Origin of the sequence: Actinophytocola sp. (genome assembly GCF_035762905.1) — a bacterium.
In the GTDB taxonomy this organism is placed as follows: domain Bacteria; phylum Actinomycetota; class Actinomycetes; order Mycobacteriales; family Pseudonocardiaceae; genus DASYTH01.
The window spans coordinates 1-24,832 of the sequence record NZ_DASUCC010000034.1 but is presented as its reverse complement, the minus strand read 5'-3'; the positions used below and the strand labels follow the sequence as shown (position 1 = coordinate 24,832).

The following is a 24,832-nucleotide window of genomic DNA, read 5'->3' as shown; positions in this document are numbered from 1 at the left end:
CTAGCCCTTCTTCGGCGCCGGCCGCCGGACCTTGACCGACTCGCGACCCTCGGAGTCCGGATCCATGGCCTTTGCGGCGGCCTCGTTGACCACCGAGCTGCCGTCCGACGCGGTGAAGTTCTTCTTCACCTCGTCGATCACGTCGACCAGCCGCTTCTCGGCGTCCTCGGACAGCTCACCCGACTCGCGGATGTCGGCCAGCATCCCCTCGGCGTGATGCCGGACGTAGTCGAGCAGCTCGGACTCGAACCGCTTGACGTCGCCGACCGGGACCGTGTCCAGGTGGCCCTGGGTGCCGGCGTAGATGACCACCACCTGCTCCTCGGCCGGCATCGGGGAGAACTGGGGCTGCTTGAGCACCTCCACCAGCCGCACCCCGCGCTCGAGTTGCGCCCGGGAGGTGGCATCGAGGTCGGAGGCGAACGCGGCGAACGCCTCCAGCTCGCGGTACTGGGACAGGTCCAGCCGCAGCGACCCGGCCACCTTGCGCATGGCCCTGATCTGCGCGCTGCCGCCCACCCGGGAGACCGAGACACCGACGTTGATCGCCGGCCGGACACCCTGGTTGAACAGATCCGCCTCGAGGAAGCACTGACCGTCGGTGATCGAGATGACGTTGGTCGGGATGTAGGCCGAGATGTCGTTGGCCTTGGTCTCGATCAGCGGCAGACCGGTCATCGAGCCGCCGCCGAGCTTGTCGGACAGCTTCGCGCAGCGCTCGAGCAGGCGGGAGTGCAGGTAGAACACGTCACCGGGGAACGCCTCGCGGCCCGGCGGGCGGCGCAGCAGCAGCGAGATCGCCCGGTAGGCCTCGGCCTGCTTGGTCAGGTCGTCGAACACGATCAGGACGTGCTTGCCCTCGTACATCCAGTGCTGGCCGATGGCCGAGCCGGTGTACGGGGCCAGCCACTTGAAGCCGGCCGAGTCGGAGGCGGGCGCGGCGACGATCGTGGTGTACTCCAGCGCTCCGGCGTCGTCCAGCGCCTGCCGCACACCGGCGATCGTGGTGCCCTTCTGGCCGATCGCCACGTAGATGCAGCGCACCTGGCGCTTCGGGTCGCCGCTGGCCCAGTTCTGCTTCTGGTTGATGATCGTGTCGACGCACACCGCCGTCTTGCCGGTCTTGCGGTCGCCGATGATCAGCTGACGCTGGCCGCGGCCGATCGGCGTCATCGCGTCGATCGCCTTGAGGCCGGTCTGCAGCGGCTCCTTCACCGGCTGACGGTCGATCACGCTCGGCGCCTGCAACTCCAGCGCGCGCCGGTCGCTCGTCTCGATGTCGCCAAGGCCGTCGATCGGCTCGGCGAGCGGGTTGACCACCCGGCCGAGGAACGCATCGCCGACCGGCACGGACAGCACCCGACCGGTCCGCTTGACCGGCTGGCCCTCCTCGATCTTGTCGAAGTCACCGAGGATGACCGTGCCGATCTCGTGCACGTCGAGGTTCAGCGCGACGCCGAGCACGCCGCCCTCGAACTCGAGCAGCTCACTGGTCACCGCCGAGGGCAGGCCTTCGACGAGGGCGATCCCGTCGTAGGCCTCCGAGACGGTGCCCACCTCCTCGCGCGAAGGCTCCGGCGAGAAGGTGGAGACGTAGTTCTCGATCGCGCTCCGGATCTCGTCTGAGGAGATCGTCAGCTCCGCCATGGCTATTGGGTCCCTGTTCTCTTGCGTTGTCGGTCTGGTCTGTGGGGGCGTCTCACCCGGACAGTCGCTGGCGGGCCGCCGCCAGCCGGGCCGCGACGCTGCCGTCGATCCGCTCGTCGCCGACCCGGACCACCAGGCCGCCGAGCACGCCGGCGTCCAGCTCGATCTGCACGTCGATCGCGCGGCCGTAGATCCGGGAAAGGATGTCGGTGAGCCGGGCCTCCTGCTCCGCGGTCAGCGGCGCGGCGGCCGTGACCACCGCAACCGAGCGGCCGCGCCGTTCGGCGGCCAGCTCGGCGAGCCGGGCCGCCACCGCGTCGAGGTTGCGGCCCCGGGGCAGCCGGACCACCTGCCGCAGCAACTGCAGCGTGACCGGGTGGGCCTTGCCGGACAGCAGCCGGTCGAGCAGCTCGAGCCGGCCGTCCACCGGCTGCAGTTGGTCGGCGAGCAGGTCACGCAGCCGCGGCTGGGCGGCCAGCACCCGGGCGAACCGGAACAGCTCGTCCTCGACGTCCTCGATCGCGTCGTCCCGCTCGGCCACGGCCAGCGCGGCCAACCGGGCCAGGGTCTCCACCGCGTCGACCAGATCCCCGCCGGCCGACCACCGGCTGGCCACCAGGCCCTGCAGGATCTCGAGGGCGGCGTCGGACACCTTGCCGCCGAACACCGTGTCGGCGAGCCTTCTGCGCTTGTCCTCGGACGTGGCCGGGTCGGCTAGGTGCCGGCGCAGGGTGCGCTCCCGGTCCACGACGCCGGCGACCGCGAACAGCTCGTCGGCCAGCGAGCGCAGCGTGTCCGGGGTGCCCGCGGAGATCAGCTCCTCGAACCGCTCCCGCGCCTCGCGCATCGACTCCCGGCTGGCGAACTGCATCAGCTCTCCCCCTTGCTGGTCGCGCTCGCCCGGGTGCGCCGGGCGCGTGGCTTGGGCGCCTCGGCCGGCTCGGGTGCCGCCATGGCGTCCAGCTCACCGAGGAACCGGTCGACCGTGGCCGACCGCCGGGTGTCGTCGGACAGCCGCTCCCGGATCAGCTCGTCGGCCCTGGCCACGGTCAGCTCGCCGATCCGGGCCCGCAGCTCGCGCATCACCTGCAGCCGCATCGAGGCCAGGTCGTCCTGACCGCGCTGCCGGATCCGCTCGACCTCCTGCTGGGCGAACTGGCGCAGCTCCTCGACGATCCGCTGGGAGTCGGCCCGGGCGGAGTCCCGGATCTTCGCCGCCTCGGTGCGGGCCTCGGCGACCGCCTCCTGGAACTTCCGCTCCGCCTCGGCCAGCCGCTCGCTCGCCTGCACGCCGAACTCGACCTGCTTGCCGATCGTCGCCTGCTGCTTGTGCATCAGCCCGCGCACCGGTGGCGCGACGTAGCGCCAGAGCACGTAGAGGATCAGCGCGAAGGCGATCAGCTCGGCGATGAACGCTGCCATCAGCGGGTCCCCTTTCGGCCCGTGGTGCCGGAACCGGCATCCTCACCGATCACCCGGCCGGCCAGGTCGGCGCCGAGGTCCTGGACCCGCGGCTCCAGATCGGCGAGCACCCGGTCCTTTTCCGCGTCGAGCTGGCGGGCCGCCTCCGCCCGCAGCTCGGCGACCTCGGCCGAGGCCCGGGAACGCAGCTCGTCCAACGTCTTCTGGCCCTCGGCACGCGCGGCGTCCCGGATCCGGGCCGCCTCGCTCCTGGCTTCGGCCAGAGCCGCCTGGTAGCGCTGCTCGGCCTGCCGGAACTTCTCCTCGGCCGCACGGCTCTCGTCAAGAGAACGCTGCACCATCTCGTTGCGTTCGTGCATCGCCTTGCGGATCGGCGGCACGATGTACCGGAAGAAGATGATCAGCACCGCGATGATGATGATCGTCTCGACGATGATGGTGCCGTTCGGTACGAGGAAGTTGTTCGGCTCTTCTTCCTGGGCCAACGGCATCATGGTCATGGCGGTCATCAAGCGAGAGCGAACATCAACAACGCCGCGAACGCCACGTTGATGAAGTAGTTCCCTTCGGCGAACGCGACCGTGAGGAAGAACGGCGTGAACAGCCGTCCCTGAGCCTCCGGCTGCCGGGCCACACCGGCGACGAGCTGGCTACCGGCCAGACCGTCACCGATGGAGGCACCGGCCGCACCGCCGGCGAGTGCTAGGCCACCACCGATGTAGGCGCCCATCGTGACGAGCGACTCTCCGACGTCTGCCATCGAAACTCCTGTTCATTCTCTGTGTGCAACGACGAACTATTGGACAAAAACTTCACAGCGTCAGTGGTGCGCTTCCCGGTCCTCCATCGACTGTGCGAAGTAGATGATGGTGAGGAACGCGAAGATGAATGCCTGGATAAGTCCGATGAACATGTCGAACAACTTCCACGCCGTGGTCGGCGCCCACGCGATCCAGGCCGGAATCAGTCCGAAAAGCGCGAGCATCACGCCGCCGGCGAACAGGTTGCCGAACAGTCGCAGCGCGTGCGAGACGAAGCTGGTGATCTCCTCGAGCAGCCACATCGGCGCGAGCGCCGGCTGGTGGCCCTTGGCGATGTGCAGGAACTGCCGGCCGGCACCGCCGTGCTGGCGCGATCCGGACACCTGGCGCCAGAAGAACACCATCAGCGCCATCGGATAGACCAGGTTGACGTCCGCGGTCGGCGGCGGCAGGTAGTGGTGCAGCGGCAGGATCACGATCCAGTTGCAGGCCAGGATGAACACGAACAGCGCGACCGACAGCGGCACCAGGAACGGCGCGGTGCGCACCCCGATGCTGGTCTCCACCTGGTTGCGCAGGAAGCTGATCACCGACTCGAAGAACAGCTGCGTCCCGTTCGGCACCCCGGCGGTGACCTTCGCGCGCACGAACAGCCCCAACCCGACCACGATCCCGGCGGCGAACAGCGTGCCGAGGATCGTGTCGAGGTTGAACGTCATGCCAAGCGCCTGGAACTCGATGTGGTGGCCGATCTGGACCTCGGTGCCCTCGGCGGCCAGGATTCGCTCCCCGATCACTTGCGACGCTCCTTCATGACGGGCGCGGCCGTGGTGGCCATGATGATCACCTGGAAGATGGCCAGACCGAAGAACACCCCGAGCCCGTCCGGCCGGACGAAGATGCCGAGCGCGAACGCCAGCGCGGTGATCAGCAGCAGCCGCGGCACCGAGGACCGGCCGATCGCCATCTTGCTCGGGTTCTCACTGGCGATCACCTTGATCACGGACTTCTGCAGCAGCCGGGTGTTCAGCACCCCGAGGCCCATGCCCACGATGCCAAGGATTCCCATCACGATGTGCCCGAGCAGCCCGCACACGACCAGGCCGACGACGCCGATGCCGGCGGCGATCAGCACCGGTTTGCGCAGGTTTACGACGATGGCGGCCGGGACGTTCGCCGCAGCGGCTTGCATGGCTGACACGACTGGACCCTCGACCCTCAATCCTTCATGAAGTTACGGAACTTGACGTAGGCGTAGTAGCTCGCGGTGATCATGCCGACCGCGAGACCGATGAACACGAAGACCGGAAGGGTGTCCGCTCTGGAATCCACGAACCACCCCAACAACATGCCTCCGGCGACCAACCCCGCGATCGCCGAGCCGACGCCGATGAGCTCCCGCGGGCTCGCCGGCTTGTTCGGCATGGCTGCCCTACCGGAGCGCTGCAGGTGCGTGATGATCACTCAAGTGCAGCTCTCCTTCGTCGGTCGGTGTCATTGGCTGCGGTGCTACCAGGCAAAGGTCCCCTGATTCACCGCAGACGCGGCCGGCGTCCCTTTCGTCCCAGGGACAAACGGGACGCTACCACACGGTTGTTAACCGACTTTCGCACGGCCCGCGCAGGTCAGGATGCTGTGTGCCAGGCCACTCGACCGGGTGGAAACGGGTGGCCCGCGACGCTTTTCCGGCCGCGGGTCAGGAGCGCCGAACGTCACGCAATCGGGGGATGGCGGAGACCAGCAGCGCGAACAGCAGACCGATGCCGATTCCCCAGACCACAACGAACTCGTCGAACAGCGCCAACGCCACCGTGCCGAACGCCAGCACCGCCGCCCACAGGTAGATCAGCAGCACCGCGCGGCGCTGCGAGTGGCCGATCTCCAGCAGCCGGTGGTGCAGGTGCATCTTGTCGGCGTGGAACGGCGACATGCCCCTGCGGGTCCGTCTGGCCACGGCCATCAGCAGGTCCAGCAGCGGCACGAACAGCACGGCGGCGACCACCAGCAGCGGCGAGAGCAGCGCCAGCGTGTTCACCGCCGCGCCGCTCTGCGAGTTGGCCACCTTGCCGGAGGCGGACGTGCTGGACGCGGCGAGCATCAGCCCGATCAGCATCGAGCCCGAGTCGCCCATGAAGATCCGGGCCGGCTGGAAGTTGTGCGGCAGGAACCCGAGACAGGCCCCGGCCAGCGCGGCCGCGATCAGCGCGGGCGCGTAGTTCTGCACGTCCCCGCCGGTCTTCTTGAGCAGGTTGAGCGAGAACGCCAGCATGGCGCTGGCCGAGATCAGCCCGATGCCGGCGGCAAGGCCGTCCAGCCCGTCGACGAAGTTCATCGCGTTGACCATCGTCACCACGAGCAGCACGACCAGCAGGCCGCCCTGGTTCTGATCGAGGATCAGCATCGACCCGCCGCCGTCATCGGCGCCCCACGGCACCCAGAACACGAACCACTGCAGGCCGAGCAGCACCAGGATGCCGGCCGAGGTGGTCTGCCCGGCGAGCTTGGTCAGCGAGTCCAGCTCCAGCCGGTCGTCCAGCAGCCCGATCAGCAGGATCACGCCGCCGCCGACCAGGACGGCCATCGGATCCAGCGAGTAGTCGAACGCCCGGCGCAACGCCGGCAGCTGGTGGGCGAGCAGCATCCCCCCGCACACGCCCACGTACATGGCCAGCCCGCCGAGCCGGGGCATCGGCGCGGTGTGCACGTCGCGCCTGCGCGGGTAGGCCACCGCGCCGATCCGGAACGCCAGCAGCCGCACCAGAGGGGTGGCCAGGAAGGTCAGCACCGCCGCGGTGAGCAGAACCAGGAGGTACTCCCGGATGGGGAGCCCGGCTGGGGCGTAGTCGGCGGGCGGCACGGCGCCAGGCTACCCGGCGCGGCCCACCTCGACGCCCAGCGCTTCGGCGACCGCCTCGAGGCGGACCGCGCCCTCACGCAGCACCAACGGGTCGTCGCCGGTGAGATCGACGATCGTGGACGGCACCGGATCGCCGCTCGGCCCGCCGTCCAGGTAGACCCGGACCGCGTCGCCGAGCTGCTCCCGCGCCTGGTCCACGGTGGCCGCCGGGGGCATCCCGGACCGGTTCGCACTGGACACCGCCATCGGCCCGGTCTCCCGGAGCAGCTCGAGCGCCACCGGGTGCAGCGGCATCCGCACCATCACGGTCCCCTTGGTGTGGCCGAGATCCCAGGACAGCGACGGCGCGTGCCGCAGCACGATGGACAGATCCCCGGGCCAGAACGCCTCGATCAGCTTGCGGGCCTGCAGCGGCACGCTCAGCACCAGCCCGTCGATCGTGCTCCAGGAGCCGACCAGCACGCCGACCGGCATGTCCGGACCGCGCTCCTTGGCCGCGAGCAGGGAATTCACGGCCGACAACGAGAACGCGTCGGATCCGATGCCGTAGACCGTGTCGGTCGGGATCACCACCAGCTGACCGGCGCGCACCGCGCTGGCCGCCGCCTGCAGGCCGTCGGCCCGGTCACGCGGCACGCTGCAGTCGTAGACGGTGCTCATGCTGGCGGACCCTATCGGCTCACAGTCCGGGCTTCGCGATCGAGCGGGCGATCGACTCGGCCCGCAGCTGCCAGGCCTGGCGGCGGAACCGCAGCACGATCAGGTAGAGCAGGGCCGCGCCGACCAGCACTCCGGCGATCACCAGGCCGACGCTGTCCAGCGCCCCGCCGGCCACCACCGTGGTGAACCCCAGCGAGATCACCAGCACGGTGAGGCTGACCGCGATGCCCTCCGGCGCCCAGCTCCACCGCCGCCCGGCGGTCACCTCGGCGAGCAGCCGGCGCGCTCCCCTGGTCAGCTCGTCGTCGTCCACATCGAGCTGCAGGATGCGCCGCGCCGCCTGCTCGCAGACCCGCAGCTGGTCCTCGCTGGTGATCACCAGCACCTCGTCGCAGGTCTGGCTGCGGCACTGCTCGGCCACCGAGCACCAGGTGCTGGCCAGGTAGTAGCGCAGCACCGGCTCGTCCGGCCGCTCGGCCACCATGCGCTCGAGGTCGGGGATCGCCTCGGCCGCCCGGCCCTGGCCGACCAGCAGCTGCGAGACGCCCAGTTGGGCGAGTTGGTTGGTGCCGTCGGCGGTCAGCGCGCGGCGGTAGCACTCGGCCGCCTGCTGCCAGTGCCCCCGGGCGAGGTGCACGTCGCCGAGGCCCACCTGATCGAGTGGATCGTCGCGCAACCCGGCGGCGCGCTCGAACTCCACCGTCGCCTCGTCCAACCGCCCCGCCACCAGCGCGGACCGGCCGCGATCGAACGCGCGGCAGCCCTCGGACGGCTCGTGACCGGCGCCCGGCAGCTCGATTTGCCATTTGCCGATCACATCTTGCCAAGCTCGAAGCATTGGATCACCCAGGTCGGCAGGCTACTCTCGGTACGCCAATGTCGGGGGTCGCGTGTGTGGAAGTGCGCATGTTTGGTCGGCTGGCGGGTCTACGGGGACGGGTCAGTTCACACTGGCTCGCGGGCACGTTCGCGGCGGGCTACCTGGTAGCCAGCGTCATGTTGGGGGTCGCCCTGCTCAGCGCGCCGGGCGTGGCCGAGCAACGCACCACCACGCCGGCCGCGAACACACCCAGCTACCGGATCGACCCGCTGCCCAGCACCGGCACCCAGGTGCCGCCGACGCTCCCGGACGACTCCGGCGGAGAGCTCCGCACCAGCGAGGCCACGGTGACCATTCCGCCGCGGCCGGCGACGACGACCGTCCCGCCCGGCCCGGCCGCCGCCCCGGACGGCTTCCAGCTGGTGACCGGCCCGGGCGGACTGCGCACGGTGATCCCGGCCGGCTGGCTGTCGATGCGCAGCACCGGACCCGGCGCGGTGCAGGCCACCGACCCGACCGACGCCGCCCGGTACGTCAAGTTCGGCGGTGCGGCGGCACCGGCCATCGCGATGGACGACTCGCACCTGCGCTACGAGGACGGGTTCGCCGACCGCACCGACGACTACCGCCGGATCATGCTGTCCCCGGCGCGGCACGGCGAGCACGACGCGGTGCAGTGGGAGTTCGAGCACCGCGAGAGCTCCGGCATCAAACACGTGCGGTCGCTGTACTGGCGCACCGGCGGGCAGGAGTACTTCCTGCTCGCCGCCGCCCCGGCGGCGCACTGGGAGGCGATGGTGCCGATCTACGAGGCGATGGTGGCCAACGCGCGGCCGTGATCAGACCCGGCGGGCGGTGCTGAACCGCGGCCGGCCGGCCAGGTCCGGGTGGTCGGCGACGGCGGTGAGCACCCGGCGGGCGGACAGCAGCGCGGGCACCGCCTCGCCCTGGGTGTCGTCGTGCTCGATGGCCAGCGAAGCACCCGGGCGCAGCAGCCGGGCCGCGCAGCGCACCACGTGCCGGATCACGTCAAGGCCGTCCGCGCCACCGAACACGGCGTGCCCGGGGTCGTGCTCGGCCACCTCGGGCGGCACCTCGGTGCCGCACGGAACGTAGGGCGGGTTGCACAGCACCAGGTCGACCCGGCCGTCCAGGTCGGCGAGCAGCTCCGGGTCGGCCACGTCGCCGGCGTGCAGCCGCATCGGGGTGTCCCCGGCCGCGTGCCTGGCCTCCACGTTGCGCCGGGCCCAGGCCAGCGCCGCCGGGTCGAGATCGACGCCGTGCACGGTGGCATCCGGCCGGGCGTGGGCCAGCGCGAGACCGAGCGCGCCGGAGCCGGTGCACAGGTCGACCACCAACGGGGTGGCCACCGGCCGCAGCTCGGCCAGCCCCCAGGCGAGCAGCAGCTCGGTCTCCGGCCGGGGCACGAACACCCCGGGGCCGACCATGATCGGGAGGGGGCCCATCGCCGCCGCGCCGGTCAGGTGCTGCACCGGCACCCGGCGGGCCCGCTCGGCGACCAGCCGGGCCAGCGCGTCCAGCACCGGCGGGTCGATCAGCGGCACCAGCGCCAGCCGGCTCCGCTCCACACCGAGCACGTGCGCGGCGAGCAGCTCGGCGTCCACCCGCGGGCTGTCCACCCCGGCCTCGGCCAGCTTGCGCTCCGCGTCCTGGATCGCCAGCCGCAACGGCAACCGCTGTGTCACCGGGCTCATCCGCCGGAATGCGCGGCCAGCCGCTCGGCGAGGTCGGCCTCGGCCAGGGCGTCCAGCACGCCGTCGAGATCGCCGTCGATCACCTGGTCCAGGTTGTAGGCCTTGTAGTTGACCCGATGGTCGGAGATCCGGTTCTCCGGGAAGTTGTAGGTGCGCACCCGCTCGGAGCGGTCCACCGTGCGAACCTGGCTGCGCCGGTTGTCCGCGGCCTGTCTGGCCGCCTCCTCCTCGGCGGCGGCCGCCAGCCGGGCCCGCAGCACCTCCATGGCGCGGGCCTTGTTCTGCAGCTGGGAGCGCTCGTTCTGGCAGGACACCACGATCCCGGTGGGCAGGTGGGTGATCCGCACCGCGGAGTCGGTGGTGTTCACGCTCTGCCCGCCCTTGCCGGACGAGCGGTACACGTCCACCCGCAGGTCCTTGTCGTCGATCTCCATCCCGGCGTCGTCGGCGTTGGACACGTCGGGGTAGACCAGCACGCCGGCCGCGGAGGTGTGGATGCGGCCCTGCGACTCGGTCCTCGGCACCCGCTGCACGCGGTGCACGCCGCCCTCGAACTTCAGCCGGGACCAGACCCCGTCCGGCCCCTCGCTGCGGGCCTTGATGGCCACCGTGGCCTCCTTGTAGCCGCCCAGCTCGGACTCGGTGCCGTCCAGCACCTCGGCCCGCCAGCCGTGCCGCTCGGCGTAGCGCAGGTACATCCGCAGCAGGTCGCCGGCGAACAGCGCGGACTCCTCGCCGCCCTCGCCGGACTTGATCTCCATGAGCAGGTCGGAGGCGTCGTACGGGTCGCGCGGCACGAGCAGCTCGGTGAGCTTGGCCTCCAGCTCCGGGATCCGCCTGGCCAGGGCGTCGGCCTCGGCGGCGAAGGTGTCGTCCTCGGCGGTCAGCTCGCGCGCGGCGGTCAGGTCCTCGCGGGCCGTCTCCAGCTCACGCAGGGTCCGCACCACCGGGGTCAGCTCGGCGTAGCGCCGGCCCAGCTTGCGGGCCTGGTTCTGGTCGGCGTGCACGTCCGGGTCGGCGAGTGCGCGCTCCAGCTCGTCGTACTCGGAGAGCAGCTCACCGAGTGTGGCGGAGTCCACCGTTGCCTCCCCTGGTCGCTGACACGGCAAACGGCGCCCACCCGTGGGTAACGGGCAGGCGCCGTGGCGTCAGCTACTGCTTCTTCTGGCGCTTCCCGTAGCGCGCCTCGAAGCGCGCGACCCGGCCACCGGTGTCCAGGATCTTCTGCTTGCCCGTGTAGAACGGGTGGCAGTTGGAGCAGACCTCGACGTGGATGTTGCCGGAAGCCTTGGTGCTGCGGGTGGTGAAGGTGTTGCCACAGCCGCAGACCACCTCGGTGACGACGTACTCGGGGTGGATACCGGTCTTCACAGATCTTGTCCTCTCGTTGCGGCCGCCGGGTCCCCGTGGCGTTGATCGGGGTGAACCGGTGCCGGACTCGACCTCACAGTGTGCCAGACGGAAGAACGTCACCGCTGGTACGGGTATTCCGCACCGGGGCGTAACCGTTCAACTACCGTTCGTCGCGCACCGAAGCCCGCTCGGCGCAGTTTTTCTGTTCATCACCGATAGTATCCGGACGACTCCCCTCCGGATCGGCAGACTGGGTTCGTGCCCCCTGACGAGCACGGACTGTTGTCCATCCGGGCCTGGCTGGTGGCGCCCTGGCTGTTCGCCGTCGCCGTGCTGGGGGTGACCGGATTCGGCGGCGTCCTGCTGGCCGCCGACTGGCAGGTGACCCCGTCCGCCGTGGTCGCCGGCCCGGCCGCGGCCGGCACCGCGGTCCTGGCTACCGCGGTCGACTGGCGCGGCCGGCGGCTGCGTTGGGTGGCCCGGCTCGGCTACCCGCTGCTGGTGTGCGCCGCGGGCGTGGCGCTCACCGACCTGACCGTGCCCGCCCCGGTGGCCATGCTCGCCGGGTCGCCCGCGGTGATCGCGCTCGGCATCCTGATCGCCCGGGAACGGGACAAGGTCATCCCGATCGCCTGAACGCCGAAGGGGCCTCCCACCAGGGAAGGCCCCTTCGTCGAGCGCTTTGCTCAGTCGTCGTTCATCGCCGGGGTGGTCTTGGCCACCTGCATCAGGAACTCGATGTTGGTCCGGGACTTGCGCAGCCGGTCCAGCAACAGCTCGATGGCCGCCTGGCTGTCCAGCGCGTGCAGCACCCGGCGCAGCTTGACGGTCACCGCCAGCTCGTCCGGCGAGAGCAGCAGTTCCTCCTTGCGGGTGCCGGACGGGTCCACGTCCACCGCGGGGAAGATCCGCTTGTCGGCGATCTTGCGGTCCAGCTTGAGCTCGGCGTTGCCGGTGCCCTTGAACTCCTCGAAGATCACCATGTCACCGGCCGAGCCGGTCTCCACCAGCGCCGTGGCGAAGATGGTCAGCGAACCGCCACCTTCGATGTTGCGCGCCGCGCCGAGGAACCGCTTGGGCGGGAACAGCGCCGTCGAGTCGACACCACCGGACAGGATCCGGCCGGACGCGGGCGCGGCCAGGTTGTAGGCGCGGCCGAGCCGGGTGATCGAGTCCAGCAGCACGACCACGTCGTGCCCCATCTCGACCAGGCGCTTGGCCCGCTCGATGGACAGCTCGGCCACCGTGGTGTGGTCCGACGGCGGGCGGTCGAAGGTCGAGGCGATGACCTCGCCCTTCACCGACCGCTGCATGTCGGTGACCTCTTCCGGCCGCTCGTCCACCAGCACGACCATCAGGTAGCACTCGGGGTTGTTCGTGGTGATCGCGTTCGCGATCGCCTGCAGCACCGAGGTCTTGCCGGCCTTGGGCGGCGAGACGATCAGCGCCCGCTGGCCCTTGCCGACCGGCATCACCAGGTCGATCACCCGGGTGGTCAGCACGTGCGGCTCGGTCTCGAGGCGCAACCGCTCGTTGGGGTAGAGCGGGGTCAGCTTGGTGAACTCCGGCCGGCTCTTGGCCGCGTCCGGATCCAGGCCGTTGATGCTCTCCACCCGCACCAGCGGGTTGAACTTCTGCCGCTGCTGCTCGCCCTCCCGGGGCTGGCGAACCAGGCCGGTGATCGCGTCCCCGCGGCGCAGGCCGTACTTGCGCACCAGGGACAGCGAGACGTAGACGTCGTTGGGCCCGGCCAGGTAGCCGGAGGTGCGCACGAAGGCGTAGTTCTCCAGCACGTCCAGCACGCCGGCGACCGGCAACAGCACGTCGTCCTCGCGGATCTCGGTGTCGTTGTTGCCGCCCTCGGCCCGGCCGCTACCGCTGCCACGCCGACGCCGGTCACGGAACCGGCGGCCACGGCGACCGCCGCGGTCGTCGTCGTCATCGTCCTGCTGACGGTCCTGGTGCCGGCTGTCCTGGTGCCGGCTGTCCTGCTGCCGACCCTCCGACCGGTCCGACCGGTCCTGCCGACCCTCCGACCGGTCCGACCGGTTGTCCTGCTGGCGGTTGCCCTGACCGCCGGAACGCTCACGCTCCTCGGTCCGCGTCCGGCCCTCCTCGGTGGCGGTGCGCTCGGACGGGCTGCCCGCCGGACGGCTGGCGCCGCGCCGGCGCCGGCTGCCCTCGCGGCGACCGGTGTCGCCGTCGGTCTCGGCGGTCTCCTGGGCGGCGCCCTCGGCCTTCACCTCGGCGGGCTGCTCGCTCCTGCTCTCGGCCGGCTTCGCACTGGGCGCCTGCGCCTTCGCCGGACGGCTGCTCCTGGTTCCGGCCGATCGGCCGCGGTCCTCTATCCCACCGAGCGGGAGCGTGTCCGCAGCGGCGGCCCCGGACCCGCCCTGGCGCTCCTTGATGGCGGCGATCAGATCGCCCTTGCGCATGCCGGCGGTGCCGGGAATGCCCAGCTGACCGGCCAGCTCGCGGAGCTCGGCCAGCACCATGCCGGTCAACCCGGCGCGGCGCTTCGGCGTGCCGCCGTTGGCGCCGCTGGTCTGCGCCTTCTCCGCCGACTCGGAACGAGGCGTGGGTGCCTCGGTTGTCGATCCGGCACCAGCGTCGGCTCCAGCCGCGCCCGTGGCCGCACCGTTGCTCAGCAAATCAGTGTTGCTCACCAATGTCCTTCCTAACCGGTCCACGCCTCCAACGCTGACCAGCGGACCCGCCGCCCGACGGAACGCGAGACGGCGTAATCCCCGCTGTTGGCTGACCTTCGCCGCAGCCTTGGCCATCTGGCGTGCCATGCGGACGACTTGATCGCCAACGCGGAGTATTTCGGTCACCACCTCATCGGGTACCTGCCAACGCCGACTCAGGCCTGACAGGCCGAGCCGCCATCCTGGCAGTAGATGCGACCCGGAATGAACTCCCCGGGAACTGCACCGGGCGCCCGCGCGCGCGGTGACTGAACGCCCACGAGGGTAGACGGCACTCACTCAACGTGCAACAACCGGGGTGCCGGCGTGGCTCAACAGAGACAACCCTGGACACCCCGGCACTATTCCCGGCGTTCCCGCACGACCACCGGAATTCGTTGCTGCTGACCGATATTCCGCGCGGGTTCCGGAACCAGAGCCGGACTCCAGCCGAAGTCGAGGCCGGCCCGCGGGCAAACCGCGCGGCGCGGCGCGGCCGGCCCGGCCGATCCGCACGTGACGCTGACCACACCGACGCCCGGCCGCGCCGGATTCGTCCGGCGGATACCCGCCCGACTCACCACCGGTGCCCGCCTCGCCTCGCTGGGTCACCGCTGTCCTTTGTGGTGGCCGCCGGTGACGGTGACCCCGGTGCGGGCCACCGCAAGCTCCCGCGCGGTGAAGCCGGTCAGGTCCACGTCCGGCAGCTTCCCGTCCGTGGTCAGCGCCAGCACGGTCGGCCCGGCGCCGGAAACCGTTGCGGCGACACCGGATTCGCGCAGCGCGCGGACCACGCGCATGGTCGCCGGCCAGGCGCTCTCCCGGTAGTCCTGATGCAGCCGGTCCTCGGTGGCGGCGAGCAGCAGGTCCGGCTCGGCGGTGATCGCCGCAACGGCAAGGGCGCACCGGGCCGCGGCGAACGCGGCGTCGGCGTGCGGGACGCGGTCCGGAAGCAGGCCGCGGGTTTCCGCGGTGGCCGACCGGCCGGCCGGAACCAGCGCCACCGGGCGGAGGTCGGGATGCGGCTCGAACCGCATGGCGCGGTACCGGCTGCCCTCCCGCCAGGCCAGCACCAGGCCGCCGAGCAGGCTCGCGGCCACGTTGTCGGCATGCCCCTCGAACTCGGCCGCCAGCTGCAGCGCGTCGGCGTCGAGGTCCCGGCCGGCCAGGCCGTAGGCGGCGGCCACCCCGGCCACGATCGCCGCGGCCGAGGACCCCAGCCCGCGGGCGTGCGGAACGGCGTTGGCGCAGCGCAGCACGATGCCGGGCAGCTCGAGCCCGAGTCGCTCGGCCCCGGCCCGCAGCGCCCGCACCACCAGATGCGAGGCGTCGGTGGCCACCGAGTCCGCGCCCTCGCCGGTGACCGACACGGTCAGCCCGGACCCGGCCGGCTCGACCTCGACCTCGTCGTAGAGCGCCAGCGCGAGGCCGAGCGCGTCGAACCCGGACCCGAGGTTCGCGCTGGAGGCCGGAACCCGGATCTTCACGTGAGCTCGAGGGCGTGCGCGACCGCCGTCGGGTCGACCGGAACCGGCTCCACCTCGACCATGCCGCGCAGCGCGGTCTCCGGGTCCTTCAGACCGTGCCCGGTCAGCGTGCAGACCACCACCGAGCCCGCGGGCAGCCGGCCGTCCGCCGCGGTGGCCAGCAGACCGGCCACGCTGATCGCCGATGCCGGCTCGACGAACACCCCCTCGCGCGCGGCCAGCAGCCGGTAGGCGTCCAGGATCCGCTCGTCCGGCAGCGCGTCGAACAGGCCGCCGGACTCGTCCCGGGCGGTCACCGCACCCGCCCAGGACGCCGGATTGCCCACCCGGATCGCGGTCGCCACCGTCTCCGGGTCGCGTACCGGCTCGCCGCGCACCAGCGGCGCCGCCCCGGCGGCCTGGAAGCCGAACATCCGGGGCGTGGCCGGGACGATCCCGTCCGCGGCGTAGGCCTGGTAGCCCTGCCAGTAGGCGGTGATGTTGCCGGCGTTGCCGACCGGCAGGCAGTGCACGTCCGGCGCGCGGCCGAGCACGTCGCAGATCTCCCATGCGGCACTACGCTGGCCGATCAGCCGGACCGGGTTGACCGAGTTGACCAGCTCAACCGGGAACTCGGCCGCGGTCTTGCGGGCCAGCTCCAGGCAGTCGTCGAAGCCGCCGTCGATCTGCAGGATCCGCGCGCCGTGCATCACCGCCTGGGCCAGCTTGCCCAGCGCGATCTTGCCGCGCGGCACCAGCACGGCACAGGTCAACCCGGCCCGCGCGGCGTAGGCGGCGGCCGAGGCCGAGGTGTTGCCGGTGGACGCGCAGATCACCGCGCTCATCCCGGCGGCCAGCGCGTGGCTGATCGCGACGGTCATGCCGCGGTCCTTGAACGAGCCGGTCGGGTTGGCACCCTCGATCTTCAGCAGCACCTGGCATCCGGACAGTTCGGACAGGTGCGGCGCGGGCAGCAGCGGGGTGCCCCCCTCGTGCAGGGTCACCACCTTTGCCCCGGCCGGTAACGTGATCCGGTTCGGATACGCCCGGACGACCCCGGGCCAGGTAGGTTCGATCGCCACGCTCACGGCTCTTCGCCCTCCACGCGCATCACGCTGACCACCTCGCGCACCGCGGGCAGTCCGGCGATCTTGTCCACAGTGGACCGCAGTGCCGCGTCCGGGGCCGAGTGGGTGACGATCACCAGGCTGGCGTCGCCGGCCCGGCCCTCCTGCCGCACCGCGGCGATGCTCACGTCGTGCTCGGCGAACACCGAGGCCACCGCGGACAGCACACCGGGCCGGTCGGCCACGTCCAGGCTCAGGTGGTAGCGGGTGTTCGCCCGGGAGATCGGCAGCACCGGCAGCGCGGCGTAGGCGGACTCGCCCGGCCCGCGCCCGCCCACCACCCGGTTGCGGGCGACCGCGACCAGATCGCCGAGCACCGCGCTCGCCGACGGCGCCCCGCCCGCGCCCTGGCCGTAGAACATCAGCTGCCCGGCCGCGTCCGCCTCGACGAACACCGCGTTGAACGCACCGTTCACGCCGGCAAGCGGGTGGCCGCGCGGGATCATCGCCGGGTGCACCCGGACCGCCACCGACTCGGAGCCGTCCGGTTCGGACACCCGCTCGCAGATGGCCAGCAGCTTGATCGTGCGGCCGAGCACCCGCGCGGCGGCGACGTCCGCCGCGGTCACCGCGGAGATGCCCTCCCGGTACACGTCCGCCGCGGTCACCCTGGTGTGGAACGCCAGCGACGCCAGGATCGCCGCCTTGGACGCCGCGTCGTAGCCGTCCACGTCGGCGGTCGGGTCGGCCTCGGCGTAACCGCGCCGGCTGGCCTCCTCCAGCGTCTCCGCGTAGCCCGAGCCGGTCTCGTCCATCGCCGACAGGATGAAGTTGGTGGTGCCGTTGACGATCCCCATCACCCGGTTGATCCGGTCGCCGGCCAGCGACTCGCGCAGCGGGCGCAGCAGCGGGATCGCCCCGGCCACCGCGGCCTCGAAGTACAGGTCGACCCCGGCCTCGTCGGCCGCGGCGAACAGCTCGGCGGCATGCTCGGCGAGCAGCGCCTTGTTCGCCGACACCACGGACTTGCCCGAGCGCAGCGCGGCCAGCAGCAGGGTCCTGGCCGGCTCGATGCCGCCGATCACCTCGACCACCAGGTCCACATCGGAGTCCACAAGGGCGGCCGCGTCCGTGGTGAGCAGCTCGGCCGGCACGCCCGGGTGCCGGTTCGGCCGGCGCACCGCGATCCCGGTCAGCTGGACCGGTTTCCCGATCCGGGCGGCCAGGTCGGCGCGCTGCTCGACGAGCAGCCGGGCCACCTCGGACCCGACGTTGCCGCACCCGAGCAGCGCGACCTTCAGTGGCTCCGTCATCACACTTCCAGCCTGACCAGATCGTCGTCGGTTTCCCTGCGCAGCAACAACCTCGACCCGCCGTCGCGCACCGCGACCACGGCCGGCCTCGGCAACCGGTTGTAGCCGGAGGACATCACGTAGCAGTAGGCGCCGGTGGCGGCCACCGCGATCAGGTCGCCCGGGCCGAGGTTCTCCGGCAGCCAGCAGTCCCGCACCACCACGTCACCGGACTCGCAGTGCTTGCCCACCACCCGGCACAGCACCGCGCCGTCGCCGCGCTCGCCCTCGCCGGCCGACCTGGACACCAGCCGGCAGTCGTACACCGCGTCGTAGAGCGCGGTGCGGATGTTGTCGCTCATCCCGCCGTCGACGCTGACGTAGCGCCGGCCGTGCCCGCCGCCCAGCGCCACATCCTTGATCGTGCCGACCTCGTAGAGGGTCACCGTGCCCGGGCCGACGATCGCCCGGCCCGGCTCGACCGCGATCCGCGGCACCGGCAGGCCGGCGTGCTCGCACTCCTTGGCCACGATCGTGCGCAGCTGATCGGCGAGCCACCCCGGGGCCGGCGGGTCGTCGTCGGCGGTGTAGGCGATGCCAAGCCCACCCCCAAGGTCCACAGTAGACAGATCGGCCAGCGCGTCGGCGCCGTGCTCGTCGCGCAGCCGGGCCAGCAGGCCGATCACCCGGTGCGCGGCCACCTCGAACCCGTCCACGTCGAAGATCTGCGAGCCGATGTGGCTGTGCAGCCCGACCAGACGCAGGCCCTCGGACTTGAGCACCCGGCGCACCGCCTCGGCCGCGTCCCCGGCGGCCAGCGAGAAACCGAACTTCTGGTCCTCGTGCGCGGTGGCGATGAACTCGTGCGTGTGCGCCTCGACGCCCACCGTGACCCGGACCAGGACCTGCTGCACCACGCCGGCCTCCAGCGCGATCTGATCCAGCCGGGCGATCTCGTAGAACGAGTCGAGCACCACCGCGCCCACCCCGGCGGTCACCGCGGCGGTCAGCTCGGCGCTGGACTTGTTGTTGCCGTGCAAGGTGATCCGCTCGACCGGGAAGCCCGCGCGCAGCGCCACGGCCAGCTCGCCGCCGCTGCACACGTCCAGGCTCAGCCCCTCCTGCGCCACCCATCTGGCGACCTCGACGGACAGGAACGCCTTGGCGGCGTAGTGCACCAGCGCCGGGTCGCCGAACGCCGCGGCGTGCTCGGCGCACCGGGACCGGAAATCGGCCTCGTCGACCACGAACAGCGGGGTGCCGTAGCGCTCCGCCAGCTCGCCGACGCCCACCCCGGCCAGGGTCACCGCGCCGTCCGGGCCGCGGCAGGCGTTGCGCGGCCACACCACGTCCGGCAGCTCGTCCAGTTCGTCCGGTGTGGACGGTCGCGGACCGCCGGTGTTGGCCGGCGGCAGGACTTCCGCGTGCCGTGGACCTGCCGGGTGCGCGCGCATGACGGCTACATCCGTTCCGGTGCGGTGACACCGAGCAGGGCGAGCCCGTTCACCAGCACCTGTTTCACCGCCAGGCAGAGCTGCAGGCGGGCGGTCATCACCGGCTGGACCTCTTCGTCACCCCTCGGCAGGATCCGGCAGTCGTCCGTGTCGTACCACTTGTGCAGGCCGCCGGCGAGCTGCTCGAGGTACCTGGCCACCCGGTGCGGCTCACGCAGCTCCGCCGCGGTCGCCACCACCTGAGGGAACTCGGAGAGGGTGCGCAGCAGCTCGCCCTCCCGCTCGTGGGTGAGCAGGGCGACGTCCGTGCCCGCGCCGGACATGCCGAACCGCTCGGCGTTCTCCAGCACCCGGCAGATCCGGGCGTGCGCGTACTGGACGTAGAAGACCGGGTTCTCCTTGGTGCGGGAGGCGATCAGGTCCAGGTCCACCTCGAGGGTGGAGTCCACCGAGGACCGGACCAGGGAGTAGCGGGCGGCGTCCACGCCGACCGCGTCGACCAGGTCCTCCATGGTGACCACCGTGCCGGACCGTTTGCTCATCCGCACCGGCTCGCCGTTCTTGACCAGGTGCACCATCTGGCCGATCAGCACCTCGACGGTGTCCGGGTCGTCGCCGATCGCCGCGGCGATCGCCTTGAGTCGGGCGATGTAGCCGTGGTGGTCCGCGCCGAGCATGAAGATGCACAGGTCGAAGCCGCGGCTGCGCTTGTCCTCGTAGTAGGCGATGTCCCCGGCGACGTAGGCGGGCGTGCCGTCGCTCTTGATCACCACCCGGTCCTTGTCGTCGCCGTACTCGGTGGTGCGCAGCCACCAGGCGCCGTCCGCCTCGTACAGCCGGCCGTCCCGCTTGAGCTGCTCGACCAGCCGCTCCACCGCGCCCGAGGCGTGCAGCGAGTCCTCGTGGGTGTAGACGTCGAAGTCGGTGCCGAACTCGTGCAGCGACTGCTTGACCAGCTCGAACATCAGGCCGACGCCGACCCGGCGGAACAGCTCGTGCCGCTCCGGGTCGGGCAGCCCGAGCGCGCTCGGCTCCCGGCGGAGCACCTCGGCGGCGACGTCGGACACGTAGCTGCCGGCGTAGCCGTCCTCCGGGGTCGGCTCGCCCTGCGCGGCGGCGATCAGCGACACCACGAACCGGTCGATCCGGGTGCCGGCGTCGTTGAAGTAGTACTCGCGGACGACCTTGGCGCCCTGCGCGCTCAGCACCCGGCCGAGCGCGTCGCCGACCGCGGCCCAGCGGGTCCCGCCCAGGTGCAGCGGCCCGGTCGGGTTCGCCGAGATGAACTCAAGGTTGATGTTGCGGCCGGACAGCGCGTCGCCGTTGCCGAACGACTCGCCTGCGGCCAGCACGTCGGCCACGATCGCGCCCTGGGCGGCCACCGCGATCCGCAGGTTGATGAAGCCCGGCCCGGCGACCTCGGCCGCGGTCACGCCGTCCGCCGCGGCCAGCGCGTCGGCCAGCCAGCCGGCCAGCTCCCGGGGGGCGATGCCGAGCTTCTTGGCCACCTGCAGGGCCAGGTTGGTGGCATAGTCGCCGTGCTCGGGGTTGCGCGGGCGCTCGACGGTCACCACCGGGGGCAGCACGGCGGGGTCGAGGGCTCGGCTGGTCAGCACGTCCACCGCGGCGGCCCGGACCAGTTCGGCGAGTGCGGCTGGGGTCACTCTGGGAAGTGTAGGCAGCGGGCAGTTGACGCTGGGCAGACACCGGGTCCTTACACTGGCCGCTGCACAGCCGTGCACTCGACGTAATCCAACGAGACGGGGCCGGAGCGGGTATGGCCAGCGGGACTAAGAGCAAGGGCGCCAGCGGATCCAGGGGCAAGGGATCCTCGGCGAAGGGGAAGAGCGTACGCGCGGCCCGTTCGGCCTCCGTGGTGGCCAAGAAGCCGAAGCCGTGGGGCACCATCATCGCGGTGATCGGGGTTCTGCTGCTCGCCGGCGGGGTGTTCACCTACGCGTTCATGCAGATCAACGAGAAGACCAAGTGGGTCGTCTCGGACGACAACCGGGACCCGTCCCAGAACATCCCCGGTGTCGAGCGCAAGGAGTACGCGCAGGGCCAGCACGTCACCGCCGAGCAGCGGGTCGCCTACGACCAGTCGCCGCCGTTCGGCGGGCCGCACGACGGGGTCTGGGCGGACTGCACCGGCGTGGTGTACCCGACCGCGGTGCGCAACGAGAACATGGTGCACGCGCTGGAGCACGGCACCGTGTGGATCGCGTACAACCCGGAACAGATCAAGGACGCGGCGCTGGACAAGCTGAAGACCAAGGTCGAGGGGCAGCAGTACATGATGCTGTCGCCCTACCCCGGGCTGGACCGGCCGATCTCGCTGCAGTCCTGGGGGCACCGGCTCAAGCTGGACTCCGCCGACGACACCCGGATCGACGACTTCATCAAGTCGCTGCGCGGAAACCAGTACCAGAACCCGGAGCCGGGCGGCCGGTGTGACGCCGCCGACCCGACCGCGTTCAACGTGAGCAGCCCGCCGCCGTTCGTGCCCGAGCCGCCGGGTGCGGACGCGGTCAAGATGGACGGCACCGGGGCGCAGACCGCCCCGTCCGGTGCGCCGGTGCCCAGCGGGGCCGTTCCGCCGTCCGAGCCGGCGCCGGCGCCGGCTCCGGCGAGTTCCGGGGCGGCGGCACCGCCCAGCCAGTGACCGCCGACGAGGGCCTGACCGAGGACGCCCGCCCCCCAGCGGGCGGGCGTCGGGTTCTGGTCTTCGTCGTCGCGACCGTGGTGGTGCTGTTCATGGGCGCGGCGATCGGGATGCTGATCGGCGTGGCGCGGGAGGATGCGCCGACGATTCCGGGTGCCGACTCGGTGGACGTGGGGTTCGCGCAGGACATGCGGGTGCACCATTTCCAGGCGATCACCATGGCCGGGATCGAGCGGGACCGGACGACGGATCCGGCGTTGCATTCGCTGGCGTTCGATATCGAGTCGACGCAGCTGTCCCAGGCGGGGGAGATGGACGGCTGGCTGACCGTGTGGGAGCAGCCGGAGCTGCCGGACATCGGTCGGGCACCGATGTCGTGGATGGGCGGGGCCGGGCATGCGCACGGGACGACGACCGTGGGGGCGAATGTCACGACGATGCCGGGAATGGCGACGACGGAGGAGCTGAACAAACTTCGGGGAATGGCGCCGGGGGCGGAGGCGGACATATACTTTTTGCAGTTGATGTTGCGGCATCATGAGGGGGCGGTGCCGATGGCGCAGTATGCGGCGGAGCATGCGAGCATGGGGTACGTTCGGGATTTGGCCGGCAAAATGATTTCTGGGCAGACTGCGGAAGTTAATCTGATGACGCAGATGTTGGCGGAGCGGGGGGCTCGGCCGTTGCCTGTGAACTAGGCTCTCGAATTTGGTGCATGTTGTCGGGGTGGGGGTCCGGGGCGGTCCGGCATGCTAAGGCACCGCGTCTCCTTGTCAAGGGCGCCTTCGGCGTCGCTGCGCGATCGCTTCGCGACCCTTGACAAAGAGCCTCGCGCGGTGCCTTGGGCTACCACGGGGCAGGGCGAAGCCCTGCCTGATCAACCCGGCCCGCCCCGGACCCATGCACCCAGGTTCCATTGGCGGTAGCGGCTCCCGACCTTGGCTCCCAACCCGGCGCCGGCCAGCCGGCTCCCACTGCCGACCCCAACACCCGAATCCCCAGCCCCAGCACCCGAACTCCCGGCCGGAGCACCCGAGTTCCCAACCCAGCACGCGAACTCCGGGCCGGAACAGCTGAACTCTCGGTTCCAGCAGCTGAGTTGCCAGCACCAGCGCCCCCGACTTGAGCATCCGAGTTCCCAGCCCTCAGCGCCCGAATTGCCACCCCGGCAACTGAACTCATGGTTCCAGCAGCCGAGGACCCAGACTCAGCATCCGAATTGCCGATCCCGGCTACTGAACTCTTGGTTGCAGCAGTCGAGTTGTCGACCCCATCTCGCGCAGCTGGATTGCCACGCCCACCAACCCGAATTCCCGACCGAGCAACCGAACTCTCGGTTGCAGCACTCAAGTTGCCAAGCCCAGCAACCGAACTCTCGGCCGGAGCAACTGAACTCTCGGCTCCAGCATCCGAGTCGCAGTCCCCAGCAATCGAATTTCCGACCCCGCAGCCGAGTTGCCGAGCCCAGCGCCTATCTGGCCGACCCGACCCCAGCGCCATGTGGCCGAACCCAGCGCCGATGTGGCCGAGCCCAGCGCCCGAGTTCCCAAGCCCAGCGTCCCAGTTACCGAACCCAGCGCGCGAGTTGCCGATCCCGGCAACTGAGCTTCCCCGTTGCAGCGGACGAGTTGCCGATCCCAGCCACCGAATCCCGGTTGGCGTCCGTCCGCGACCGGGTGGGTCTGCCAAGGTGAGGTTGCCTGCCCGGTGCACGGTTGTGGGCAGGCCCGCGCCCGGTGTTCGTGTCCGAGGCGGGCTGTCCACAGCCGGGCTGCGGAACGCCGAGCCCAGCCCTGCCACGGTGCCCACCCCGGGCGTTCCGACGCCGCCGGGAACCCCCGCCAACCCAGCAAAGATGTCCCTGCACCGCACGTCGAAAACCACGCGAATGGCACAATCACCCGTCGAACACCTGATCGAGTGAACAATCTAGGAACCGTCGAACCGGTCGATAGAATTCCGGGTGTGAGCGCAACCCAGGAATACCCGGCCCTACGCGGTGCCGAGCTCCCGGCTGCGCTGACAGAAATCTTCACCAGAATGCGCCGGGACTATGCCGCCGCGCTGGACATCATCAACGACATCGCCCACCACCACACCGAATTGTTCACCGGGTATGCCAGCCCAGCCCGATACCTGGCCGAGCTGGTGCGGATCACCACCCGCAAAGCCACCACCCTGATCACACACGCCGAGCAGATCGCCGTAGCGGTCACCCCGACCGGACACGTCGCGCCAGCCCAACTCCCCATCGTGCGGCAGGCAGCACGGGCCGGGGTGCTGGATGCCGACCACCTCGAAGCGATCGCCGAAGCGGTCGCAGCCGTACCCGAGTGGGCCGGAGCAGAAAACAGGCAGGTGGTGGAGTCCGCGCTGACCCACACCGCGCGCACCTCCGATGCGCGGGTGGTCAACCAGTACGGGCGGATCCTGCTCGCCCGCATCGACCAAGACGGCCACAACCCACACCAAGAAGACACACTCGCCGAACCGCCAACGAACTGCACCTGTGCACCCGGCCGGACGGGTGGGTGAAATTCCGGGGCAAGCTCGACCCCGAAGCCGGCGAGGAACTGGTCAGCCTGATCGGCGCGCTGAGCCTGCCACAGTCCCCGGCTGAGGGGGTGCCCGATCCCCGGTCGGTTCAGCACCGCCGCGGCGACGCGCTCGCCCAGCTCTGCCACAGCACCGCCCAACTCGACAACAGCACCGCCGGCAGCACCAAACCCCACCTACACGTCTACCTCGACCTCACCACCCTGCTGCAGGCCACCGGCACCGCCACCCTCGACGGCGGAGCGTTCCTGCCCGCCAGCGCAATACGCCGGATCGCCTGCGACGCCAGGCTCATCCCGATCGTGCTCAACAGCAAAGGCATGCCACTCGACGTCGGACGCGAGCACCGCCTGGTCAAACCCGAACAACGCACAACATCGATCGCCCGCGACCGCGGATGCGCCTTCCCCGGC

Annotated in this window: 26 protein-coding genes; 6 read left to right on the top strand and 20 right to left on the bottom strand. The window is 71.0% G+C overall.

The features are described 5' to 3' along the window. From atpA to VFV67_RS05130, 11 genes are all read right to left on the bottom strand, one after another. Positions 1–1,647, bottom strand: a complete 1,647-nt coding sequence (atpA, locus tag VFV67_RS05180) for a F0F1 ATP synthase subunit alpha (protein WP_326467600.1) — start codon at positions 1,645–1,647, stop codon at positions 1–3. Positions 1,648–1,699: 52 nt separating this feature from the next. Then, positions 1,700–2,518, bottom strand: a complete 819-nt coding sequence (locus VFV67_RS05175; RefSeq protein WP_326467599.1) for a F0F1 ATP synthase subunit delta — start codon at positions 2,516–2,518, stop codon at positions 1,700–1,702. Then, on the bottom strand, positions 2,518–3,069 hold the full coding sequence (atpF, locus tag VFV67_RS05170; protein ID WP_326467598.1) for a F0F1 ATP synthase subunit B: 552 nt from the start codon (positions 3,067–3,069) through the stop codon (positions 2,518–2,520). The genes VFV67_RS05175 and atpF overlap by 1 nt, the downstream gene beginning before the upstream one ends. After that, positions 3,069–3,578: a F0F1 ATP synthase subunit B gene (locus VFV67_RS05165; RefSeq protein ID WP_326467596.1), complete on the bottom strand. Its 510-nt coding sequence runs from the start codon at positions 3,576–3,578 to the stop codon at positions 3,069–3,071. The genes atpF and VFV67_RS05165 overlap by 1 nt, the downstream gene beginning before the upstream one ends. Then, complete coding sequence (gene atpE, locus VFV67_RS05160; RefSeq protein WP_326467595.1) at positions 3,578–3,829, bottom strand: ATP synthase F0 subunit C; 252 nt, start codon at positions 3,827–3,829, stop codon at positions 3,578–3,580. The genes VFV67_RS05165 and atpE overlap by 1 nt, the downstream gene beginning before the upstream one ends. 60 nt (positions 3,830–3,889) lie before the next feature. Beyond that, on the bottom strand, positions 3,890–4,627 hold the full coding sequence (gene atpB, locus VFV67_RS05155; protein ID WP_326467593.1) for a F0F1 ATP synthase subunit A: 738 nt from the start codon (positions 4,625–4,627) through the stop codon (positions 3,890–3,892). Then, entirely contained in the window at positions 4,624–5,022 is a 399-nt protein-coding gene (locus VFV67_RS05150; RefSeq protein WP_326467830.1) for an ATP synthase subunit I, read from the bottom strand. The genes atpB and VFV67_RS05150 overlap by 4 nt, the downstream gene beginning before the upstream one ends. Before the next feature lie 26 nt (positions 5,023–5,048). Further along, entirely contained in the window at positions 5,049–5,294 is a 246-nt protein-coding gene (locus VFV67_RS05145) for an AtpZ/AtpI family protein (protein WP_326467591.1), read from the bottom strand. 232 nt (positions 5,295–5,526) lie between these two features. Continuing rightward, entirely contained in the window at positions 5,527–6,687 is a 1,161-nt protein-coding gene (locus tag VFV67_RS05140) for an MraY family glycosyltransferase (RefSeq protein WP_326467590.1), read from the bottom strand. A gap of 9 nt (positions 6,688–6,696) precedes the next feature. Beyond that, positions 6,697–7,347, bottom strand: a complete 651-nt coding sequence (locus VFV67_RS05135; protein WP_326467589.1) for an L-threonylcarbamoyladenylate synthase — start codon at positions 7,345–7,347, stop codon at positions 6,697–6,699. Between the two features lie 19 nt (positions 7,348–7,366). After that, positions 7,367–8,164, bottom strand: coding sequence for a tetratricopeptide repeat protein (locus VFV67_RS05130; RefSeq protein ID WP_326467587.1), 798 nt, complete (start codon positions 8,162–8,164; stop codon positions 7,367–7,369). Positions 8,165–8,253: 89 nt separating this feature from the next. Here VFV67_RS05130 and VFV67_RS05125 point away from each other — a divergent pair, with 89 nt between their 5' ends. Further along, entirely contained in the window at positions 8,254–9,006 is a 753-nt protein-coding gene (locus tag VFV67_RS05125; RefSeq protein WP_326467585.1) for a hypothetical protein, read from the top strand. On the opposite strand, the gene prmC is transcribed toward VFV67_RS05125, so the two are convergent. The 3 genes from prmC to rpmE all read right to left on the bottom strand — a co-directional run bounded on the left by prmC (position 9,007) and on the right by rpmE (position 11,253). Further along, complete coding sequence (gene prmC / locus VFV67_RS05120; protein ID WP_326467582.1) at positions 9,007–9,873, bottom strand: peptide chain release factor N(5)-glutamine methyltransferase; 867 nt, start codon at positions 9,871–9,873, stop codon at positions 9,007–9,009. A 5-nt stretch (positions 9,874–9,878) separates the two neighbouring features. Continuing rightward, positions 9,879–10,961, bottom strand: coding sequence for a peptide chain release factor 1 (prfA, locus tag VFV67_RS05115; RefSeq protein ID WP_326467580.1), 1,083 nt, complete (start codon positions 10,959–10,961; stop codon positions 9,879–9,881). Positions 10,962–11,034: 73 nt separating this feature from the next. After that, a complete protein-coding gene (gene rpmE, locus VFV67_RS05110) occupies positions 11,035–11,253 on the bottom strand; it encodes a 50S ribosomal protein L31 (protein ID WP_326467578.1) in 219 nt (72 codons plus the stop codon). Positions 11,254–11,493: 240 nt separating this feature from the next. On the opposite strand from rpmE, the gene VFV67_RS05105 reads away from it, so the two are divergent. Next, positions 11,494–11,871, top strand: a complete 378-nt coding sequence (locus tag VFV67_RS05105; protein WP_326467576.1) for a hypothetical protein — start codon at positions 11,494–11,496, stop codon at positions 11,869–11,871. A gap of 50 nt (positions 11,872–11,921) precedes the next feature. Here VFV67_RS05105 and rho read toward each other — a convergent pair whose 3' ends face one another. The 6 genes from rho to argS all read right to left on the bottom strand — a co-directional run bounded on the left by rho (position 11,922) and on the right by argS (position 20,865). Beyond that, entirely contained in the window at positions 11,922–13,901 is a 1,980-nt protein-coding gene (gene rho / locus VFV67_RS05100; RefSeq protein WP_326467575.1) for a transcription termination factor Rho, read from the bottom strand. A gap of 629 nt (positions 13,902–14,530) precedes the next feature. Beyond that, on the bottom strand, positions 14,531–15,409 hold the full coding sequence (thrB, locus tag VFV67_RS05095; RefSeq protein ID WP_326467573.1) for a homoserine kinase: 879 nt from the start codon (positions 15,407–15,409) through the stop codon (positions 14,531–14,533). After that, the gene (gene thrC / locus VFV67_RS05090; protein ID WP_414636181.1) at positions 15,406–16,476 is read right to left on the bottom strand and encodes a threonine synthase; all 1,071 of its coding nucleotides are present in this window, start codon (positions 16,474–16,476) and stop codon (positions 15,406–15,408) included. The genes thrB and thrC overlap by 4 nt, the downstream gene beginning before the upstream one ends. After that, complete coding sequence (locus VFV67_RS05085; RefSeq protein WP_326467571.1) at positions 16,473–17,768, bottom strand: homoserine dehydrogenase; 1,296 nt, start codon at positions 17,766–17,768, stop codon at positions 16,473–16,475. Before VFV67_RS05085 ends, thrC begins: the two co-directional genes overlap by 4 nt. Beyond that, positions 17,768–19,201 carry a diaminopimelate decarboxylase gene (gene lysA, locus VFV67_RS05080; protein ID WP_326467570.1) on the bottom strand — a complete coding sequence of 478 codons (1,434 nt, stop codon included), beginning with the start codon at positions 19,199–19,201 and terminating at the stop codon, positions 17,768–17,770. Before lysA ends, VFV67_RS05085 begins: the two co-directional genes overlap by 1 nt. A 5-nt stretch (positions 19,202–19,206) precedes the next feature. Next, the gene (gene argS / locus VFV67_RS05075; RefSeq protein ID WP_326467569.1) at positions 19,207–20,865 is read right to left on the bottom strand and encodes an arginine--tRNA ligase; all 1,659 of its coding nucleotides are present in this window, start codon (positions 20,863–20,865) and stop codon (positions 19,207–19,209) included. 113 nt (positions 20,866–20,978) lie between these two features. Between argS and VFV67_RS05070 the strand changes: the two genes are divergently transcribed. From VFV67_RS05070 to VFV67_RS05055, 4 genes are all read left to right on the top strand, one after another. Then, on the top strand, positions 20,979–21,863 hold the full coding sequence (locus VFV67_RS05070; RefSeq protein ID WP_326467568.1) for a DUF3105 domain-containing protein: 885 nt from the start codon (positions 20,979–20,981) through the stop codon (positions 21,861–21,863). After that, a complete protein-coding gene (locus VFV67_RS05065) occupies positions 21,860–22,561 on the top strand; it encodes a DUF305 domain-containing protein (RefSeq protein WP_326467567.1) in 702 nt (233 codons plus the stop codon). Before VFV67_RS05070 ends, VFV67_RS05065 begins: the two co-directional genes overlap by 4 nt. 1,222 nt (positions 22,562–23,783) lie before the next feature. Further along, positions 23,784–24,398 (top strand): DUF222 domain-containing protein, encoded by a 615-nt coding sequence (locus tag VFV67_RS05060; RefSeq protein ID WP_326467566.1) that lies wholly within the window; start codon positions 23,784–23,786, stop codon positions 24,396–24,398. Beyond that, positions 24,395–24,832 (top strand): DUF222 domain-containing protein (locus VFV67_RS05055; protein ID WP_414636180.1); only part of this gene is annotated, 438 nt, incomplete at its 3' end. The genes VFV67_RS05060 and VFV67_RS05055, both read left to right, overlap by 4 nt.